21 protein-coding genes are annotated in these 20,277 nt (G+C 57.1%); 19 read left to right on the forward strand and 2 right to left on the reverse strand.

The window, feature by feature from the left end; translation table 11 throughout:
• Positions 1-389: 389 nt before the first annotated feature.
• The gene (locus tag K787_RS0119135) at positions 390-2,093 is read right to left on the reverse strand and encodes a sigma-54-dependent Fis family transcriptional regulator (protein ID WP_022964421.1); all 1,704 of its coding nucleotides are present in this window, start codon (positions 2,091-2,093) and stop codon (positions 390-392) included.
• A gap of 374 nt (positions 2,094-2,467) precedes the next feature.
• Between K787_RS0119135 and K787_RS0119140 the strand changes: the two genes are divergently transcribed.
• From K787_RS0119140 to K787_RS0119230, 19 genes are all read left to right on the forward strand, one after another.
• The gene (locus tag K787_RS0119140) at positions 2,468-2,719 is read left to right on the forward strand and encodes a phenol hydroxylase subunit (protein ID WP_022964422.1); all 252 of its coding nucleotides are present in this window, start codon (positions 2,468-2,470) and stop codon (positions 2,717-2,719) included.
• Between the two features lie 47 nt (positions 2,720-2,766).
• Positions 2,767-3,768 (forward strand): aromatic/alkene monooxygenase hydroxylase subunit beta, encoded by a 1,002-nt coding sequence (locus tag K787_RS0119145; RefSeq protein WP_022964423.1) that lies wholly within the window; start codon positions 2,767-2,769, stop codon positions 3,766-3,768.
• A complete protein-coding gene (locus tag K787_RS0119150) occupies positions 3,765-4,037 on the forward strand; it encodes an MmoB/DmpM family protein (RefSeq protein ID WP_022964424.1) in 273 nt (90 codons plus the stop codon). The genes K787_RS0119145 and K787_RS0119150 overlap by 4 nt, the downstream gene beginning before the upstream one ends.
• Before the next feature lie 11 nt (positions 4,038-4,048).
• Complete coding sequence (locus K787_RS0119155; RefSeq protein ID WP_022964425.1) at positions 4,049-5,596, forward strand: aromatic/alkene/methane monooxygenase hydroxylase/oxygenase subunit alpha; 1,548 nt, start codon at positions 4,049-4,051, stop codon at positions 5,594-5,596.
• A 44-nt stretch (positions 5,597-5,640) separates the two neighbouring features.
• A complete protein-coding gene (locus K787_RS0119160) occupies positions 5,641-6,030 on the forward strand; it encodes a phenol hydroxylase subunit P4 (RefSeq protein ID WP_022964426.1) in 390 nt (129 codons plus the stop codon).
• 10 nt (positions 6,031-6,040) lie between these two features.
• Positions 6,041-7,102, forward strand: coding sequence for an NADH:ubiquinone reductase (Na(+)-transporting) subunit F (locus tag K787_RS0119165; RefSeq protein ID WP_022964427.1), 1,062 nt, complete (start codon positions 6,041-6,043; stop codon positions 7,100-7,102).
• Positions 7,103-7,159: 57 nt separating this feature from the next.
• On the forward strand, positions 7,160-7,480 hold the full coding sequence (locus tag K787_RS0119170; protein ID WP_022964428.1) for a 2Fe-2S iron-sulfur cluster-binding protein: 321 nt from the start codon (positions 7,160-7,162) through the stop codon (positions 7,478-7,480).
• Between the two features lie 10 nt (positions 7,481-7,490).
• Positions 7,491-8,414, forward strand: coding sequence for a catechol 2,3-dioxygenase (locus tag K787_RS0119175; protein ID WP_022964429.1), 924 nt, complete (start codon positions 7,491-7,493; stop codon positions 8,412-8,414).
• 31 nt (positions 8,415-8,445) lie between these two features.
• Complete coding sequence (locus tag K787_RS0119180; protein ID WP_022964430.1) at positions 8,446-9,906, forward strand: 2-hydroxymuconic semialdehyde dehydrogenase; 1,461 nt, start codon at positions 8,446-8,448, stop codon at positions 9,904-9,906.
• A 7-nt stretch (positions 9,907-9,913) separates the two neighbouring features.
• Positions 9,914-10,780, forward strand: a complete 867-nt coding sequence (locus K787_RS0119185) for an alpha/beta fold hydrolase (protein ID WP_022964431.1) — start codon at positions 9,914-9,916, stop codon at positions 10,778-10,780.
• A gap of 2 nt (positions 10,781-10,782) precedes the next feature.
• A complete protein-coding gene (gene dmpE / locus K787_RS0119190) occupies positions 10,783-11,568 on the forward strand; it encodes a 2-oxopent-4-enoate hydratase (RefSeq protein ID WP_022964432.1) in 786 nt (261 codons plus the stop codon).
• 54 nt (positions 11,569-11,622) lie between these two features.
• Positions 11,623-12,567 (forward strand): acetaldehyde dehydrogenase (acetylating), encoded by a 945-nt coding sequence (locus K787_RS0119195; RefSeq protein WP_022964433.1) that lies wholly within the window; start codon positions 11,623-11,625, stop codon positions 12,565-12,567.
• Positions 12,568-12,578: 11 nt separating this feature from the next.
• On the forward strand, positions 12,579-13,616 hold the full coding sequence (gene dmpG, locus K787_RS0119200; protein WP_022964434.1) for a 4-hydroxy-2-oxovalerate aldolase: 1,038 nt from the start codon (positions 12,579-12,581) through the stop codon (positions 13,614-13,616).
• Positions 13,613-14,416 (forward strand): 2-oxo-3-hexenedioate decarboxylase, encoded by an 804-nt coding sequence (gene dmpH, locus K787_RS0119205; RefSeq protein ID WP_022964435.1) that lies wholly within the window; start codon positions 13,613-13,615, stop codon positions 14,414-14,416. Before dmpG ends, dmpH begins: the two co-directional genes overlap by 4 nt.
• An 11-nt stretch (positions 14,417-14,427) precedes the next feature.
• Positions 14,428-14,619: a 2-hydroxymuconate tautomerase gene (gene thmT, locus K787_RS0119210; RefSeq protein ID WP_022964436.1), complete on the forward strand. Its 192-nt coding sequence runs from the start codon at positions 14,428-14,430 to the stop codon at positions 14,617-14,619.
• The gene (locus K787_RS0119215) at positions 14,619-15,350 is read left to right on the forward strand and encodes a hypothetical protein (RefSeq protein ID WP_022964437.1); all 732 of its coding nucleotides are present in this window, start codon (positions 14,619-14,621) and stop codon (positions 15,348-15,350) included. The genes thmT and K787_RS0119215 overlap by 1 nt, the downstream gene beginning before the upstream one ends.
• A 149-nt stretch (positions 15,351-15,499) precedes the next feature.
• Positions 15,500-17,191 (forward strand): long-chain-fatty-acid--CoA ligase, encoded by a 1,692-nt coding sequence (locus tag K787_RS0119220; RefSeq protein WP_022964438.1) that lies wholly within the window; start codon positions 15,500-15,502, stop codon positions 17,189-17,191.
• Between the two features lie 67 nt (positions 17,192-17,258).
• Positions 17,259-18,236 (forward strand): calcium/sodium antiporter, encoded by a 978-nt coding sequence (locus K787_RS0119225; RefSeq protein WP_022964439.1) that lies wholly within the window; start codon positions 17,259-17,261, stop codon positions 18,234-18,236.
• Between the two features lie 93 nt (positions 18,237-18,329).
• Positions 18,330-19,061 (forward strand): VC0807 family protein, encoded by a 732-nt coding sequence (locus K787_RS0119230; RefSeq protein WP_022964440.1) that lies wholly within the window; start codon positions 18,330-18,332, stop codon positions 19,059-19,061.
• A 13-nt stretch (positions 19,062-19,074) separates the two neighbouring features.
• Here K787_RS0119230 and K787_RS0119235 read toward each other — a convergent pair whose 3' ends face one another.
• Complete coding sequence (locus tag K787_RS0119235; protein WP_022964441.1) at positions 19,075-20,199, reverse strand: aminotransferase class V-fold PLP-dependent enzyme; 1,125 nt, start codon at positions 20,197-20,199, stop codon at positions 19,075-19,077.
• Between the last annotated feature and the right edge of the window lie 78 nt (positions 20,200-20,277).

Here is a 20,277-nt window from a genome sequence, read left to right on the forward strand (position 1 = left end):
CTCAGCTCCTGCAACCGCCCGGTTAAACGGCGGGCGCACAGAGCGCCATAGGGCATCAAGCATGTTACGTCACCACTGTTTTGTTTTTGTATAAGCAAAGCGACTGAACAGCTTCTAGCAACGGCCGTGCCAGTACGGGTCTTATTGCCCCGCTTATGAGTGCAGGTATTTGTTAAATATCAGCTTTTATAGTTTCTAAAGCGCCTTCGGCGCAGTGGGGAGCAAGCGCGGTGGGTGAGTTTATTTACCAATTGATCAAAGTCGCAGGCGCGTTTTCTCTTTTGATAAAATGCGCAAAAGCAGCCTTGGCCGTTTGGAAACGAGCGAGGACTTGATTGCCGGTCAGGGTGTTCAAGCGGGCGGGCAACCCGCTATGGGAAAGTGCAGGGTCAGAGCGAGGAGTCGATCTTCTTTAATCGATAGGCCAGGGCCGGGCGACTTAGGCCGAGTAGTCTGGCGGCCTGGGAGACATTTTGTTGAGCCATATCCATGGCTTTGTACATCAGCTGCTGCTCCAGCACTTCAAGGCTGATGCCCTCAGTGATGATGCGGGTGGCCCAATCGCCATCCACTGCAGCCGTTGATTTGACATCGACCAACTGCCCGGTCGCGTTCAGACGCTCTTCGTATTTGCTTTCCGGGTTGTCAGGAAACACTGCAAACAACGAGTCCTGGCTGATTGATTCGTTATTGTCGGTCAGTATGACGCCGCGTTCGATGACGTTTTCGAGTTCGCGAATATTCCCAGGCCAGCGGTAATGCAGGCATAGTTCAAGCGCTTTGTCGGAAAGCCCGAGGGTGCGTTTATTATATTCGCCGTGAAACTTCTTCAGGAAATGCTCGGCCAGCAGAGGCAGATCCTCAAGGCGCTCGCGCAAGGGTGGAATCTTTACTGGGAAGACATTCAAACGGTAATACAGGTCGGCGCGGAAGCGGCCGTTTTCTACCGCTTCGGCCAAGGATTCGTTAGTTGCAGCAATCACGCGCACGTCAACCGCACGGGTGCGGGCATCACCTACCCGTTCCATCTCACCTTCCTGCAGCACTCGTAGTAACGTAGCCTGGGCGCGGGGTGACAGTTCAATTACCTCATCAAGGAAAATGGTGCCGCCATTGGCTCTTTCAAAACGGCCTTGGCGCGACTGATTGGCGCCGGTATAAGCGCCTTTTTCGACACCGAACAGTTCAGCTTCGATCAGGTCGAGTGGAATCGCCGCACAATTGACCGCCACGAAGGGTTGCTCGGCGCGCTCGCTGCGCAGGTGTACGCTGCGTGCGATGACTTCCTTGCCGACGCCAGTTTCTCCCAGTAGTAACACCGAAACCTTGCCCGTGGCTGCCTTGTCGATCATCTGGCACACGGTTTTATAGGCGTGCGACTGGCCGATCCCGTAGTACTGTCCCTGCTGCTTTTCCAGGCTGGTACGTAGCGAACTCAACTGGCTCTGCAGGTCGTAAAGTTCCTCTATGATCGGGTCGCTGCGGAAGTACTCTTGGAATGCCTCAGCGTCTTCCCACTCCTCTGCGGGTTTGCCGACAATTAGACATTTCTCGTCACCGCGGCCCCGGCAGTGAGTTTCGCGGAAGATGATTTCCCTACCCATGAACGAGGAGGTATAGGCACAGGCGTAGCCGAGCAGTGACCAGCACGCAGGTTCATCCATCATGCCCAATTCGGTCTGGCAGATTTCTACTTCGAAGGAGTCGATCCATTCTAGCTCGCCATAGAAGTTTCCGGACTCCTGGTCCAGATCAATCTGGATCGGCCGCACCTTTACCATTCCCTTGAGTGAGTGCAGCTGCGGGCCGGCGAGAAAAATATCCAGCTCACTGCAGTGCGGGCGCAGGTGCCTGGCCAGCTCGGCGTCCTTGATCCCGGACTGGTAGCCCATGCGCATAAAGAAGCCTTTGGCGCGCTCAATGCCCAGGCTGTTGACCAGTTCGCGGCGGAAGTTGGCCATGGCTGAGACCTGCAGCAATAGCATGCGCTGTTCTCCGAACCAGATCTTTCCATCAGCGCTTTGGAAGCGGATTTGTTCGCTCAGGTCCATATAGTCCGAGTACTGAACATGGGGCTTGTAGCTGATCGCCATGGCGTTTGCCTATTTTTATTAGCGGAGGCGTTGCCGGCGTCAAGATGTCTCAGGGGTGATGCATGCGACGGCAGTTTTTATCTTTTCATCTTCTACTCGGATTCACCTAAAAATCAACCAAATGATGAAAAAGTGCTGCGGCGTCGCCGTGGCCTGAGCATTTGCGTGAACGCTCTCGCGCATTTGATCAAATGATTAAAAATTCGGGGTTTTCAGCGGGTTTTCTGTTTTGCCAAAGGCTTCACCTTTTTTAATATATAAATAAAAATCTTTATTTAACAAAGAGATGTACGTGTTCTTTGTCAGGGTCCCGGTTCTTGGCACAAGCGTTGCTCTATTGCTTTCACACAACAACAAGCACAGGTGACAGCGTTATGAGTCAACCCGCACAAACTTTTGATCAGATGCCCCGATATGTTCGCGTACGCAGTGAGCCCGGCGCCCGCCTGGTTGAGTTCGACTTCGCCATCGGCTACCCCGATCTGTTTGTTGAGTTGGTCCTCCCCTGGGCGGCCTTCGAGCACTTTTGTCAGCACAACCATGTGCAGCATATGAGTGAAGAGATGGCTCGGATAGTGGATGAGGAGATGGTCAAGTGGCGTTTTGGTGAGCACGGAAGCCGCTGATCCAACAGGTTCGTACACCCTTACAAAAACAAGACGGTAGCGTTGATATGAGCATTGAAATCAAGACCAATTCGGTCGAGCCGATTCGCAATACCTACAGCAACATCAAGCGGCGTTTTGGCGACAAGCCGGCGAGCCGTTATCAAGAAGCCAGCTTCGATATCGAAGCGGTGACCAACTTCCATTACAAGCCGTTGTGGGATCCCGAGCGTACGCTCAATGATCCGACGCGCACCGGTATCCGCATGGCTGACTGGCACAGCGTGACCGATCCCCGTCAGTTCTATTACGGCGCCTATGTTCAGAACCGCGCCAAGATGCAGGAAGCCACCGAGCACAGCTACAGCTTTTGTGAAAAGCGCGGCCTGATCACTCGGTTGCCGGAAGCCCTGCAAGAAACCCTGTTGCGTTTTTTGGTGCCGCTGCGGCATGTCGAGCTGGGCGCAAACATGAACAACAGTGGTGTCGCTGGCGATTGCATCGCCGGCACTGTGACCCAAATGCATATCTACCAGGCCATGGATCGGCTCGGAGCAGGCCAGTATCTGTCGCGTATAGCGTTGATCATCGATGGCGGTACCGGCGAAGCACTGGACCGCTCGAAAACCTACTGGATGGATGATGCGCTGTGGCAGCCCATGCGCCGGCTGGTCGAAGACACGCTGGTGATCAAGGACTGGTTCGAACTGAGCCTGACGCAGAACCTGATCATTGATGGCCTGTTGTATCCCTTGATGTATCAGGAGTTCGATCAATGGCTGGACCGGCAGGGTGCGGCTGATGTGTCGATGCTCACCGAATTCATGCGCGACTGGTCCAAGGAGACCGTGCGCTGGGTCGATGCCATGGTCAAGACCGTGATGGCCGAGAGCGAAACCAATGCGGTCCAGCTGCAGGCGTGGGTGGACCAGTGGGAGCCACGTGCTTATGAAGCGCTGGCACCATTGGCTGACGCCAGTATGGGCCGTGAGGCACTGGATGCCGTGCGCGCCCAATTCGCTACTCGGCTGAAGAAGCTTGGCCTCAACAGCCAGGGAGTACAGGCATGAGCCAGCTCGCCTTTATCGTCTTCCAGGATAACGACAACGCCCGTTACATCGTGGAAGCCATTACGCAGGACAACCCCCACGCCGAAGTGCAGCACCAGCCCGCCATGATTCGCATCCAGGCCGAGAAGCGCCTGGTGATCAACCGAGCAACGGTTGAAGAGATGATCGGCCGGGAGTGGGACGTTCAGGAAATGCTTCTGGATGTGATCAGCATTGGCGGCAACGTGGATGAGGATGAAGATCATTTCATTCTCGAGTGGAAAAATTAGGAGATCGGACCATGGTGACCAACAAGAAGAAACTCAGTCTCAAAGACAAGTACCAGTACCTGACCCGCGACATGGCCTGGGAGCCCAGCTACCAGTCGAAAAAGGATATCTTCCCGCAGGAAGATTTCGAAGGCATCAAGATTACCGATTGGGACAAGTGGGAGGATCCCTTCCGCCTGACCATGGATGCCTACTGGAAATACCAGGCCGAAAAAGAGAAAAAACTGTATGCGATCTTCGACGCCTTTGCCCAGAACAATGGCCACCAGAATATTTCTGACGCGCGCTACGTCAATGCACTGAAGTTGTTTCTATCCGGCGTGTCACCACTTGAGTACGGTGCCTTCCAGGGCTATGCAAAAGTTGGTCGGCAGTTCAGCGGCGCCGGTGCGCGTACCGCTTGCCAGATGCAGGCGATTGACGAGTTGCGCCATGTGCAGACACAGATCCATGCAATGAGCCATTACAACAAGCACTTCAATGGCCTGCACGATTTTGCCCACATGCATGATCGCGTCTGGTTCCTCTCGGTGCCCAAGTCGTTCTTTGATGATGCGCGCAGTGCCGGCCCATTCGAATTTCTGACGGCAATCTCGTTCTCCTTCGAGTATGTCCTGACCAATCTGCTGTTTGTGCCCTTCATGTCTGGCGCCGCCTATAACGGCGACATGGCCACCGTAACCTTCGGTTTCTCAGCGCAATCTGATGAAGCCCGGCACATGACTCTGGGGCTTGAAGTGATCAAGTTCATGCTCGAGCAGCATGAAGACAACGTGCCGATTATCCAGCACTGGATCGACAAGTGGTTCTGGCGCGGTTATCGCCTGTTGAGTCTGGTCAGCATGATGATGGACTACATGCTGCCGAACAAGGTGATGTCCTGGAAGGACGCCTGGGAGGTGTATTACGAGCAGAACGGTGGTGCGCTGTTCAAGGATCTGGAGCGCTACGGTATTCGCCCGCCCAAATATCAGGATGAGGCGAACAAGGGCAAGGATCACATCAGTCACCAGCTGTGGTCGACCTTCTACCAGTACAGCCAGGCCACCAACTTCCATACCTGGATCCCCAGTGAAGAGGAAATGAACTGGCTCTCGGAGCAGTACCCGGACACCTTCGATCAGTACTACCGTCCACGCTTCGAGCATTGGCAGGCGTTGCAGGAAAAGGGTGAGCGTTTCTACAACACCACCTTGCCGCAACTCTGCCAAGTGTGTCAGGTGCCTACTCTGTTCACCGAACCCGATGACCCGACCAAGCTCAGTCTCCGTACTCTAGAGCATGAGGGCGAGCGCTATCACTTCTGCTCGGATGGCTGCTGCGACATCTTCAAGTACGAGCCGGAGAAATACATCCAGGCCTGGTTGCCGGTGCACCAGATCTATCAGGGCAACTGCGAAGGAGCGGATGTCGAGACGGTGGTCACCAAGTACTACCACATCAATGCTGGCCAAGACAATTTCGAGTACCTGGGGTCTCCAGACCACAAGCGCTGGCAGGCCATCAAGGGTCAGAAACCCGCCGAGCCACAGGCTGCCAAGCCTAAAAACGCGGCCTGATACCCGTTAACTATGCCATCAGGCGCGGTCTGCGGCTGCGCCTGATGAGCAAGAACAATAAAGAGGTACGCATCATGAGCGTCAAAGCCATATCCGAGTACATCACTGAGCCCAAGGACACGGTGGCCAATTTCAACGGCATGCAGGTGGTTTATGTGTATTGGGAAAAACACCTGATGTACTGCTCGCCCTTCGCCTTTCTGGTGGCGCCCGACATGACGCTGGGAGACTTTTTCAGCGGCGTTTTGCGCCCAGCCATCGCGGCGCATTCAGACAGTGCCCGAGTGGACTTCGCCCACGCGCAATGGCAACTGAACGATCAACCATTCAGCCCCAATGCCGATGTCGGTTTGTTGGCTCAAGGGATTGATCACAAGAGCCTGCTGACGCTGACCACTCCGGGTCTGAACGGCATCAACGGTTGCGCTAGCTGAGGTCGAGCATATGAGTTACTCACTGACTATCGAACCGATCGGCGAGCATATCGACGTCGAAGAAGGCCAGACTATCTTGCAAGCGGCGCTACGCCAGGGCGTATGGTTGCCCTTTGCCTGCGGCCACGGCACCTGTGCTACCTGCAAGATTCAGGTGGTCGAGGGCGATGTGGACATTGGCGAAGCCTCACCCTTTGCGTTGATGGATAGCGAGCGGGACGAGGGTAAGGTGCTGGCCTGCTGCGCTACGCTGCAGAGCGATGCAGTGATTGAAGCCGATATTGATGTGGACGACGATTTTGAGGGCTACCCGGTTGAGGATTACGTCGCCACGGTAACCGGCATTGTCACGCTGTCGCCAACTATCAAGGGTGTGCATCTGAAACTCGACCGTCCGATGACCTTCCAGGCCGGGCAGTACATCAACCTGGTACTGCCGGGAATCGAGGGCAGTCGCGCGTTCTCGCTGGCCAACCCACCCAGCCGCGCTGACGAGGTCGAACTGCATATTCGTTTGATCGAAGGCGGCGCTGCGACCACACATGTCCATCAGCAGCTTGAGGTCGGTGATCAGCTCGGCCTGTCCGGCCCCTACGGTCAATATTTCGTGCGCCGTTCGCAGCCAGGCGATCTGATCTTTATCGCCGGCGGCTCGGGTCTATCCAGCCCGCAATCGATGATCCTGGATCTGCTCGAGCACGGCGATACCCGCCAGATGACCTTGTTCCAGGGCGCGCGTAACCGTGACGAACTGTACAACCGAGAACTGTTTGAGCAGTTGGCGGCCAAGCACAGCAACTTCACTTACGTACCGGCGCTCAGCCAGGCAGAAGATGATCCTGACTGGGCCGGTTTTCGTGGCTATGTGCATGAAGCGGCGAAGGAATATTTTGCTGGCCGCTTTGCCGGTAACAAGGCTTATCTCTGTGGTCCGCCGCCGATGATCGACTCGGCTATCAGTGCTTTGATGCTGGGCCGCTTGTTCGAGCGCGATATTTTTATGGAGCGCTTCTTCACCGCAGCCGACGGAGCTGAAGAGACCACCCGGTCGGCATTGTTCAAGAAGATCTGAGCACAAGCCCCCGGACCGAGAAGCAGGCGTCGAGAAACATCAGTCGAGAAAAATAACATGACTGTGAACTACGAGATTACCGAGCGGGCCAGCGGCACTCGTTTTAGCTGCGAGCCCGAACAGAGTGTGCTTAAGGCCATGGAACAGCAGGCCAGCCGCTGTGTGCCGGTCGGCTGCCGTGGCGGTGGTTGCGGTCTGTGCAAGGTTCAGGTGCTCAGTGGTGAGTATCAGTGCGGGCCGATGAGCCGCAAACATGTGCCTGAGGCAGCTCTGGCCTGCGGAGAGGTACTGGCTTGCCGCCTTTATCCACGTAGCGACCTGACGATTGAATGCCGGACGCCTAAGGCGTCGGTCGTGACACAACAACAAATCCAATGAGGTACTGGTCATGAAAAAAGGTGTAATGCGCCCCGGTCACGTGCAGCTCCGCGTGCTCGATATGGATGCTGCGGTTAAACACTATACGGAGCTGATGGGGCTGATCGAAATGGATCGTGACGAACAGGGCCGTGTCTATCTAAAAGCCTGGACGGAGGTCGACAAGTATTCGGTAGTGCTGCGTCCCGCAGACGAACCTGGCATGGACTTCATGGGATTCAAATGCGTTAGCGAAGAGGCGTTGGATGAGCTCCGTGCCGGACTGGTGGGGTTTGGCTGCGAAGTGCAGGACATCCCTGCCGGTGAGCTGCAGGACTGTGGCCGCCGGGTACGTTTCGTGGTGCCCACCGGGCACAGCTTCGAGTTGTTCGCGAATAAAAAACAGACCGGTAAATGGGGCGTCGGCAATCGGAATCCGGAGGCCTGGCCGCGCAATCTGGGCGGCATGCGAGCCACCCGTTTTGACCACTGCCTGCTGTACGGTCCGAACCTGTTGCAAACCTATGAGCTATTCCGGGATGTGTTGGGCTTTGACTTGGCCGAACAGGTATTGACCCCGGATGGGACTCGCATAGCGCAGTTTCTTACCGTGAGTACCAAAGCTCACGACGTCGCTTTTATCGAACATCCCGAGCCGAATAAGTTTCACCATGCATCGTTCTATCTGGATAACTGGAATGAGGTGCTGCGCGCGGCGGATCTGATCTCGATGACTGATACCTCGATTGATATTGGCCCAACTCGCCATGGCCTCACTCATGGTCAGACCATTTACTTCTTTGACCCGTCCGGAAACCGCAACGAGGTGTTCGCCGGTGGCGACTACCACTACCCGGATCATGAGCCTGTGACCTGGGATGCCGGCGAACTGGGCAAAGCCATTTTCTACCACGACCGGGTTCTAAATGAACGGTTCCTGACCGTACTGACCTGATCTTTTTGTTTGTAACCAGGATTGCGCAGCTATGAAAGACATCAAACATTTTATTAACGGCGAGTACGTCGGTTCGGCCAGCGGCAAGACCTTCGATAACGTCAATCCAGCCAATGGCCGGGTGCTGAGTCGCGTGCATGAAGCGGGCCGCGAGGAGGTAAACGCGGCTGTGGCAGCCGCTCGCGCAGCCTTCAAAGGGCCTTGGGGCCAGATGACGGTAGAGCAGCGAACAGCGATATTGCACAAGGTCGCAGATGGCATCAATGCACGTTTTGACGAGTTTCTCGACGCCGAATGCCAGGACACCGGCAAGCCGAGGACACTGGCCAGCCACATTGACATTCCCCGTGGTGCTGCCAACTTCAAGGTCTTCGCTGATCTGATCAAGAATGTGCCCACCGAGGCCTTCGAGATGCCTACGCCGGATGGGACTGGCGCATTGAACTACGGTATCCGACGGCCCAAGGGTGTCATCGGGGTAATCAGTCCGTGGAATTTACCGCTGCTGCTGATGACCTGGAAAGTTGGCCCGGCCCTGGCCTGCGGTAACACTGTGGTGGTCAAGCCCTCGGAAGAAACCCCCACTACCACGGCGCTGCTGGGCGAGGTAATGAAAGCGGCTGGCGTCCCTGACGGGGTCTATAACGTGGTGCACGGTTTCGGCGGCAACTCTGCTGGCGCCTTCCTCACCGAGCACCCGGATGTAGATGCGTTCACCTTTACCGGTGAGACCGGCACCGGTGAAACCATCATGAAGGCGGCTGCCAAGGGTGTGCGCCAAGTATCACTGGAACTGGGTGGCAAAAACGCCGCCATCGTCTTCGCCGATTGCGCTATGGACAAGGCCATCGAAGGCACGCTGCGCTCGGCCTTCGCCAACTGCGGTCAGGTGTGTTTGGGCACCGAGCGGGTGTATGTCGAGCGGTCGATCTTCGACGAATTCGTTTCTCGCCTAAAAGCCGGTGCGGAAAGTCTGGTGATCGGCCCGCCAGATGATGAAACCAGTAATTTCGGCCCACTGATCAGTCTCAAGCACCGCGAAAAGGTGCTGTCCTACTACCAAAAAGCCCGTGACGAGGGTGCCACGGTGATTACCGGTGGCGGCGTACCGGATATGCCCGCTGAGCTGGCGCACGGTGCCTGGGTGCAGCCGACCATCTGGACCGGCCTGAAGGACGATTCGCCGGTAGTGACTGAAGAAATCTTCGGGCCCTGCTGCCATATCCGCCCGTTCGACAGCGAAGCCGAAGCCATCGCACTGGCCAACAGCCTGCCCTTTGGTCTGGCATCGGCAATCTGGAGCGAAAACGTGACTCGTGCGCACCGCGTAGCAGCGCAGGTCGAGGCCGGCATTGTCTGGGTCAACAGCTGGTTCCTGCGGGACCTGCGTACCTCCTTCGGTGGCAGCAAGCAGTCGGGTATCGGCCGCGAGGGGGGTGTGCACTCGTTGGAGTTCTACACCGAACTGAAAAACATCTGCATAAAGCTATGAGGCGGCCATGAACGCACCACTGCATACCCAACCGAGCAGCCCTGAACTGGGCCGAGAAATTCTCGCCGCTGGTTATCGTACCAACGTCCACGACAACGGTCAGGGTTTTCCGGTCATGTTGATTCACGGTTCTGGCCCTGGTGTTACGGCCTGGGCCAATTGGCGGCTGATCATACCGGAGTTGGCGCAACAGCGCCGCGTGGTGGCACCGGACATGCTCGGGTTCGGTTACAGCGAACGTCCGGAGTCGCCCGATTATTGCCGTGATACCTGGGTTGAGCATGCCATCGGCGTGCTGGATGCGCTTGGCATCGAGCAGGCCGACCTGGTTGGCAACTCCTTCGGCGGTGGTATCGCCCTGGCGCTGGCGATCAAGTATCCCCAGCGTGTGCGGCGACTGGTGCTGATGGGGAGCGTCGGCGTCAGCTTCCCCATTACCAAGGGCCTGGATGAGGTCTGGGGTTACGAGCCGTCCTTCGCCAGCATGCGCCGGCTGATGGATGTATTTGCCTATGATCGCAATCTGGTGACCGACGAACTGGCCGAGCTGCGCTATCAGGCCAGTATTCGTCCTGGCTTTCAGGAGTCGTTTGCGCAGATGTTCCCGGCACCTCGTCAGCGCTGGGTTGATGGCCTGGCCAGCGACCCGGCGGCGATACGCGCTGTGGGCCACGAGACGCTGGTCGTCCATGGCCGTGAAGATCTGGTGATTCCGTTACAGGCCTCGCTGGAACTGGCCAATTTGATCGAGCGCGCACAGCTGCACGTGTTCGGCCAGTGCGGACATTGGACCCAAATTGAACATGCCGGTCGTTTCGCGCGACTGGTCAATGACTTCCTCAATGAAGCGGACGCCGCTACAGGAGCGTATTGACAATGGAACAGCAACAGATCGAACAACTTGGCGATGAGCTCTATCAAGCCATGCTCAAACGGGAAATGGTCAGCCCGCTGACCAGTCGTGGCTTCGACATCAGTGTCGATGACGCCTATCACATTTCTCTACGCATGCTGCAACGGCGTCTTGACGCTGGCGAACGAGTGATCGGCAAGAAGATCGGCGTTACCAGCAAGGCAGTGCAGAACATGCTCAATGTGCATCAGCCGGACTTCGGCTATCTGACCGACAGTATGGTTTACAACAGCGGGGAGGCGGTACCGATCAGCCAGCGGCTGATCCAGCCCCGCGCCGAGGGCGAAATCGCCTTCATCCTGAAGAAAGATTTGACCGGCCCAGGCGTGACCAATGCTGAGGTGCTGGCCGCCACCGAGTGCGTGATGCCGTGTTTCGAGATCGTCGATTCGCGCATTCAGGACTGGAAGATCGCAATCGAGGATACCGTATCCGACAACGCCTCCTGTGGACTCTTTGTGCTGGGTGATCAAGCGGTATCCCCGCGCAAGATCGACCTGGTGACCTGCGGCATGGTGGTGGAGAAGAATGGCCAGGTGCTTAGCACCGGCGCCGGCGCGGCAGCACTGGGTTCGCCAGTCAATTGTGTGGCCTGGCTGGCGAATACCCTGGGTAGGTTTGGTATGTCACTGAAAGCCGGCGAGGTCATCCTCTCCGGTTCACTGGTACCGCTGGAGCCGGTCAAGGCCGGTGACTTCATGCGCGTGGATATCGGTGGCATGGGCAGCGCCAGCGTGAGATTCGTTTGACCCCCATTGCGGGTCGTTAGCACAAACAGCATTCGCCCTAGAGGGTAATACATCATGAGCAAGAAACTGAAAGCCGCGATCATCGGTTCGGGCAATATCGGCACCGACCTGATGATCAAGATTTTGCGTAACAGCCAGCATATCGCCATGGGCGCGATGGTCGGTATCGATCCGAAGTCTGACGGCCTGGCCCGCGCTGCACGCATGGGCGTAGCCACGACGGCTGAAGGCGTGGACGGTTTGGTGAAGATGCCGGAGTTTAGCGACATCGACTTTATCTTTGATGCCACCTCAGCCGGTGCGCACAGGCACAACGAGGTGTTTCTGCGCGGCCACAAGCCGAGCCTGCGCATCATCGACCTGACCCCGGCGGCCATCGGCCCTTACTGTGTGCCGGTGGTGAATTTGGAACAGAATATCAACGAAACCAACGTCAACATGGTTACCTGCGGTGGTCAGGCGACGATTCCGATGGTTGCCGCTGTGTCTCGCGTGGCCAAGGTGCATTACGGCGAAATTGTCGCCTCGATCAGCAGCAAGTCCGCTGGCCCGGGTACCCGCGCCAATATCGACGAGTTCACCGAAACCACCGCCAAGGCCATTGAAGTGGTGGGTGGTGCCAAGCGCGGCAAGGCGATCATCATCATGAACCCGGCCGAGCCGCCGCTGATTATGCGCGACACCGTGTATGTGCTCAGTGAGCTGGCCGATCAGGCTGCAGTTGAAGCCTCGGTGGAAGAAATGGTTCAGGCGGTGAACAGCTACGTGCCGGGCTATCGCTTGAAGCAAAAAGTCCAGTTCGATGTTATCCCCGAAGACCAGCCGCTGAACATCCCCGGCCTCGGTCACCTGAGCGGGCTGAAGACCTCGATCTTTCTCGAAGTCGAAGGCGCCGCCCATTACCTGCCGGCCTACGCCGGTAATCTCGACATCATGACCTCCGCAGCGCTGGCGACTGCCGAGCGTATGGCGCAGTCGATGAACCAGGCCAAGGCTTAAGGAGCTCCGTCATGACATTTAATCCCGGCAAGAAACTCTATATCTCCGACGTCACCCTGCGCGACGGCAGCCATGCCATCCGCCACCAGTATTCGATCAAGAACGTGCAGGACATCGCCCGTGCCCTGGACCAGGCCAAGGTCGACTCCATCGAAGTGGCCCACGGTGATGGCCTGCAGGGCTCCAGCTTCAACTACGGCTTTGGTGCACATACCGACCTGGAGTGGATCGAAGCAGTGGCCGAAGTGATCAGCCACGCTAAGATTGCCACGCTGCTGCTGCCTGGTATCGGTACCACCCATGATCTGGATAACGCCTATAGCGCCGGCGCACGCATTGTTCGCGTAGCCACTCATTGCACCGAGGCCGATGTCTCGAAACAGCATATCGAACATGCGAGAAAACTCGGTATGGACACCGTCGGCTTTCTGATGATGAGCCACATGCAAACCCCGCAGGGCCTGGCGCAACAGGCGAAGATGATGGAAGACTACGGCGCGACCTGCCTGTACGTGGTCGACTCTGGCGGCGCAATGAGCATGCAGGACATTCGCGATCGGTTTCGTGCGCTGAAAGAGGTGCTCAAGCCCGAGACCCATACCGGTATGCACGCTCACCACAACCTCAGTCTGGGTGTGGCCAACTCCATTGTCGCGGTAGAAGAAGGCTGTGACCGGATCGACGCCAGCCTGGCCGGCATGGGCGCCGGCGCCGGTAACGCACCGTTGGAGGTTTTCATCGCCGCAGCCGAACGGTTGGGCTGGGAACACGGCACCGATCTCTACACCTTGATGGATGCAGCCGACGATATCGTGCGGCCCTTACAGGACCGCCCGGTGCGGGTCGACCGCGAAACCCTGGCACTGGGTTATGCCGGGGTTTATTCAAGCTTTCTGCGGCACTCTGAAGTGGCCGCAGCAAAATACGGCCTCAAGGCCGTGGATATTCTCGTCGAGCTGGGCAAGCGGCGCATGGTCGGTGGTCAGGAAGACATGATCGTTGACGTGGCGCTGGATCTGTTGGCCGCCCGTAAGGAGCTTTCAGCATGAAAGAGCAACAACGTACCCTGACCCGTGAACAGGTGTTGGCGCTGGCCGAGCATGTGGAAAACGCCGAGCTGAACCGCCAGGACATTACCAAGATCACCAACGACTACCCGGACATGACCTTTGCCGACGCCTACGATATTCAGTGGGAAATCCGTCGCCGCAAGGAAGCCCGTGGCAACAAGGTGGTCGGTTTGAAAATGGGCCTGACTTCCTGGGCAAAGATGGCGCAGATGGGTGTTGAAACGCCAATATACGGCTTTTTGGCCGATTATTTCAGCGTGCCGGACGGTGGCGTGGTGAATACCGCGGAGTTGATTCATCCGAAGATCGAGGCGGAGATTTCCTTTGTCACCAAAGCTCCCCTGAAAGGGCCGGGTTGCCATATCGGTGATGTGCTCGCTGCGACCGACTATGTAGTACCCACGGTCGAGGTGATCGACTCGCGCTACGAGAATTTTAAGTTCGACCTGATCAGCGTAGTGGCCGACAACGCTTCTTCAACGCGCTTTATCACCGGTGGTCAGATGGCCAGTGTCGAGGACGTCGACCTGAAGAACTTTGGCGTAGTAGTCGAGAAGAATGGTGAGGTAGTGGATGTCGGTGCAGGCGCCGCAGTACTTGGGCACCCAGCCTCCAGCGTGGCCATGCTGGCCAATCTGCTGGCCGAGCGGGGCGAGCATATCCCGGCTGGCACATTCATCATGACCGGAGGCATCACCGCTGCGATCTCGGTACAAGCCGGGGACAATATCACCGTACGTTATCAGGGGCTGGGTAGCGTTTCAGCCCGCTTTGTCTGAGGGGACTGATTATGCCAATTGCACAACTGCATATTCTCGAAGGGCGTACCGACGAGCAAAAGGAAGTGCTGATCCGCGAAGTCAGCAATGCGATTGCCCGTGCGCTGGATGCGCCGCTGCCGAGTATCAGGGTCATCATTAGTGAAATGCCCAAAGCGCACTTCGGTATCGGTGGTGAACCGGCCAGCAAGGTCAGGCGCTGATGATCGGCGTGGGCTTGCAGCAACCGGTAACGCACAAGCGCTTGCCGGTGTTGTATTTATCCTGCCGCGATAGTCTAGCTGATGCGCCTCGCCCGCTATCACTCATCGGCAGACTGGTCGACTCCAACAATCGGATTGACGCGGTGGTGTTTATCACCGCCAGCGCCGATTCGGGCCAGCCGCAATTACTTGGTCCCGCCACCGCCGGACGTTTCAAGGGTCAGTTGAGCGCAATACTGTCCAAACTGGGGTGTCCGCTGGCCCGCCATGGAAACACTTCTACGAGCGTAGAGGCTTTGGTGTCGATGTTGTTCGAGCAAACGCCAGTCGATTATATCGAGCTGCGCCTGAGCGTCGCTATGAGCATGGAGCAGTGCCGCGAGCTGGGCCAAGCTCTGCAAGGCTGGCGTGAATCTAAGGTGTTACTGGTCTGTCTTGATCAGGTACCGCTCGATGTTGAGCCGCAGCGCTATCGCAGCCCGCATGACCCTTACTGGCGCAATCTGATGAATCAATGGGTAGATGAACAGCGATGGTATGAGGCCCTATCGGATAGTGCACTCCAGGCGCACCCCAGTCCTGAGAATCGGCAGCGCAGCCTGGATGATGCGTCATTGTGCCTGTTGCATGCGGCATTCGGTTTGGGCGGTCTGCGATTACCCGAGCGCCTGTTCGGATTTGATCTGGACGATAATCAGCGCGCGCTATCAGGTTATGGCTGGATGAACTGAGCTGCACGGCCAGATAACTGAGCGCATTTGTGCTCACGTTTTGCGCTATGACCGTGCATATCCGGCATGGATTTGTCTTCTCGGCAAGCATAGGGCGCGCTACCTTCACTGCATAGACAAGAACAACATCACTCCTGTGGAGGCGTGCCGTGAATGCAGAATTGCGCTGGTTTAAGTCCTACCCCGAATCCATCCATTGGGATGCACCCTTGCCAGCGCAGCCAGTCTGGGGGTTGCTGGCGGCGGCGGTTGCCGAGTTCCCTGATAATCCGGCTATCGATTTTCTCGGCCACAAGCTCAGTTATCGCCAACTCGATCAGTTAGTCGCGCGCGCGGCCAAAGGCTTTCAGGCGCTGGGCGTTAAGCCGGGCATACATGTGGGCATTTACTTGCCGAATTGCCCGCATTATTTTATTACTTTTCTTGGCGTGCTGCGTGCGGGTGGCACCGTGGTCAACTATTCGCCGCTGGATGCCGAGCGCACGTTGGCGCACAAAATTGAGGACAGCGAAACCGATCTCATGGTTACGCTGGATCTGGCGGCTTTTTATCCGAAAATCGTCGGCCTGCTTGACGCTACCCGGCTGAAAACGCTGGTAGTCGGCCAACTCACCGAGTTCTGCGGCGCGAGCTGCGATGCTCAGGAAGGTCAGTTGGGACCCTCAGCGGCGGTGAACTTCACTGCCGACTGTCATGCGTTCTCAGCGGTGCTGGATAACGATGGCCAATTTGTTGCCTACCCGATTGATGATCCAGCAAGCACATTGGCGGTATTGCAATACACCGGGGGCACGACTGGTCTGCCGAAAGGCGCCATGCTCACCCATGGCAATCTGACTAGTTCCTGTGCGCAGCTACAGGCTATTCTCGACAGTTCATTGCAGCCTGGCCAGGAGCGGGTCCTGGCCGTACTTCCGCCTTTTCATATCTATGCACTGATGATCAACATGCTGTTCAGTTTGCGGCTGGCGTCAGAGGTGTACCTGCACCCGCGCTTCGATGCCGAAACAGTGCTGCGCGAGATCCATAACAGCCGTATTACTACCTTTCCCGGTGTGCCGACCATGTTTATCGGCCTGCTGGCCCACCCCTTGACCCAGGAGCTGGATCTAACGTCTTTGAAAATGTGCAACTCCGGCGGTGCGCCATTACCGCTGGATGTGCAACAGCGCTATCAGGAGGTTGCTGGTTGCGCATTGCGCGAAGGCTGGGGCATGACTGAAACCACCACCAGCGGTACTTTCACACCCAAGGAGGCCGTGCCGCATCCAGGCTCCTGTGGTTTGCCGGTGCCTGGAGCACGCATCAAGATCGTTCCGCTTGATGGCGCAGAGGGTGAGCTTCCCGTTGGCGAGAAAGGCGAGGTCTGCATCGCTGGGCCCAATGTCACTGCCGGTTACTGGAAACGCCCGGATGCGACGGCAGAAGCCATGACTGCGGATGGCTTTCTGCGTACGGGGGATGTCGGTTACATGGATGAAGATGGCTGGGTGTATATCGTCGACCGTACCAAGGACATGATCCTGTGCAGCGGTTACAACGTCTATCCGCGCACCATCGAGGAAGCCATTTACGAGCACTCTGCAGTTGAAGAGGTGTCTGTCATTGGTGTGGATGATCCCTATCGCGGGCAGGCGCCCAAAGCGTTTATCAAGCTCAAGGCCGGTGCCGAGGCATTCGACTTTGCTACCTTGCAGGCCTTTCTTGAGCCACGGTTGGGCAAGCATGAGCGTCTTCAGGCAATGGACATTCGCGACGCGCTACCCAAGACCCCGGTGGGCAAACTATCCAAGAAGGAGTTGGTAGAGGAGGAGCGTCAGCGGCAGCAAGGCGCATGCTGAGGCGCTAGTCGTGCGGCGGCCTTTGCACCATAATAGCCGCCCGAGACATTTCAAGGTATAGCTCATCATGCTTCTGGCAGCTGCTGCAGTCATCGCGGGTCTGATTCTGTTGGTCTGGAGTGCAGACAAATTCGTTGGTGGCGCCTCCGCTACGGCAACCCATTTCGGCATGCCGCCGCTGCTGATCGGTATGTTGATTATCGGTTTTGGTACTTCTGCCCCGGAAATGGTGGTGTCTGCTCTCGCCGCGTCGCAGGGCAACCCCGGCCTGGCACTGGGGAATGCCTATGGCTCGAACATTACTAACATTGCGCTGATCATTGGTTTGGTTGCGTTGATCAGCCCGATCAATGTGCACTCCCAGGTCGTGCGCAAGGAATTGCCTATCCTGCTCGGCATTACGCTGCTGGCAGGCTATCAACTGATCGATGGGCAGCTCAGCCGTAACGACGCCTGGGTGCTGATAGCGGTATTCTTTGTACTGATGGGCTGGTCGGTCTTTCAAGGGCTACGCAGCCGTGGCGATACACTGGAAAGCGACTACGACAAGGAACTCAAGGACAACGCAATGCCGTTGCGCACGGCGCTGATCTGGTTGGTCGTGGGTCTGGTGTTGCTGGTCATCAGCTCACGCATACTGGTCTGGGGCGCGGTGTATATTGCTCAGAGTCTGGGGGTCAGTGATCTGGTCATCGGGCTGACCATTGTTGCGATAGGCACCTCCCTTCCCGAACTGGCCTCGGCACTGGTGGCGATTCGCAAGAATGAGCATGACCTGGCCTTGGGTAATGTGATTGGCTCGGGTTTGTTTAATACGCTAGCGGTCGTTGGGATTGCCGCGGGTATCGCGCCGATGGCGGTGGAATCAGTGGTGTTGTACCGCGACTGGGTGGTGATGTTTGCCCTGACGTTGGGTCTGCTGCTGATGGGATTTACCTTCAAGGACCGGCTGGGCCGCATCAATCGCCTGGAAGGCAGCGGCTTGCTGCTGGTCTACGTAGGCTATACCGGCTATCTGGCTTGGACTATCGTCTCGGCTGTTTGATGAATCGGCTGGCTATCGGTCAGATGAGTTGGAGTCCGTCCGTTGCAGCCGTGTATCATGCCCGCACACTCTGAAGAGCGCTGTTGATTGCCCATGACCGACACCCGTCCGCATACGCCGCAAGACAAACCGCAACACAAGCCACGGCCGATGATCGATCTGCTGGTCAGTATCCTGATTCCGTCAGTGATATTGATGAAGTTCAGCGGCGAGGAGCATCTGGGAGCGAGCCAGGCACTGGTTCTGGCGTTGGCTTTTCCGCTGGGTTGGGGCTTGTTCGAGCTGATTCGCTATCGCAAATTCAATTTTATTGCGTTGCTCGGGGTAGTCAGTGTTTTCCTTACTGGCGGCATCGGTTTGCTGAAACTGGACCCGCAGTGGCTGGCGATCAAGGAAGCCGCTGTACCTGGGGTCATTGGCCTCGCTGTCTTGATCTCGACCCGCACCCGTTTCCCGCTGATCCGCACCATTTTGTACAACAAGAAGGTGCTGAACGTGGATCTGATCCATGATCGCCTCGCCGAGCGCGGTTTGGTAGAGGTGTTCGAAGAGCGTTTGCTCAAGGCGACCTATTTTCTAGCCGGCACCTTCTTTTTCTCCTCGGTAATGAACTTCATCGTCGCCAAGTGGATTGTGGTTAGTCCGGCGGGCACGCAGGCGTTCAACGAAGAGCTGGGGCGCATGACCCTGGTCAGTTACCCGATGATCGCCATACCGTCGATGATCATGATGGTGCTGATTCTGGTTTATCTGTGGAAGACCATCCATGGTCTGACCGGGCTGAAGATGGAAGAGATCATGGTGCAGACAAGCGACCATCAGTAAACCGTCAGTTGCTTTACAGCGCTTCCAGCGCCTTGCGCAGGTGGCTGACAGTGCGTTCGATATTGTGCAGCTTGTCCAAGCCAAACAGCCCGACCCGGAAGGTCTTGAAGCTGGCCGGTTCGTCGCACATCAGCGGGACGCCGGCGGCGGTCTGTAGGCCCAAGGCCCCAAAGGCCTTGCCGTTCTGAAGGTTGTCCTCGCTGGTATAGTTTACGACCACGCCGGGAGCTTCAAACCCTTCTGCCGCCACGCTGTTAAAGCCCTTTTCTCTGAACAGCGCCCGCACGGCTCGGCCTAGTTCGAGTTGCTCTTGCTTGACCTTGGCAAAGCCATAGTTGCTAGTTTCCAGCATGGTATTGCGAAACTGCAATAGCGCGTCCGTGGGCATGGTCGCGTGGTAAGCGTGGCCGCCGTTCTCGTAGGCCTGCATGATGTGCAGCCACTTCTTCAGGTCACAGGCAAAGCTGCTGCTGGTGGTGCCCTCAAGGCGCTCCAGTGCCAGCGGGCTGAGCATTACCAGTGCGCTGCACGGCGAGGCGCTCCAGCCCTTCTGCGGGGCGCTGATGAGTACGTCCACCCCGCAGGCTTGCATGTCGACCCAGACGGTGCCAGATGCAATGCAGTCGAGTACGAACAAGCCGCCGACCTCATGCACTGCATCGGCAACGGCGCGCAGGTAGTCATCCGGCAGGATGATGCCAGCTGCGGTTTCCACATGCGGGGCGAACACCAGGCTCGGTTGGTGCTCGCGAATGCTGGCAACCACTTCATCAATAGGTGCTGGGGTGAATGGAGCTTGCTCGTCAGCGGAGGTCTGGCGCGCCTTGAGTACGATCTCTTCAGCGGGCAGGCGGCCCATCGCGAAAATCTGTGACCAGCGATAACTGAACCAGCCATTGCGCAGAACCATGCAGCGCTGGTCTTGAGCAAACTGGCGGGCTACCGATTCCATGCCATAGGTACCGCCGCCGGGCACCACCGCCACGGCTGCTGCCTGGTAAACGTCTTTGAGAGTCGCGGAAATATCGCGCATGACCTGCTGAAAGGTGTCGGACATGTGGTTCAGCGAGCGATCGGTAAAAACCACGGAGTATTCGAGCAGGCCATCGGGATCAATGGCGGGAACCAGGCTGGACACGTTTGCTTCTCCATCGGATGCTTTGTATAACACCGGCCAGCGTATGGCCGGTGAGGTTCAAAGCTTATCCTAACCTGA

This window comes from Halopseudomonas pelagia CL-AP6, from assembly GCF_000410875.1.
Classification (GTDB): Bacteria; Pseudomonadota; Gammaproteobacteria; order Pseudomonadales; family Pseudomonadaceae; genus Halopseudomonas; species Halopseudomonas pelagia.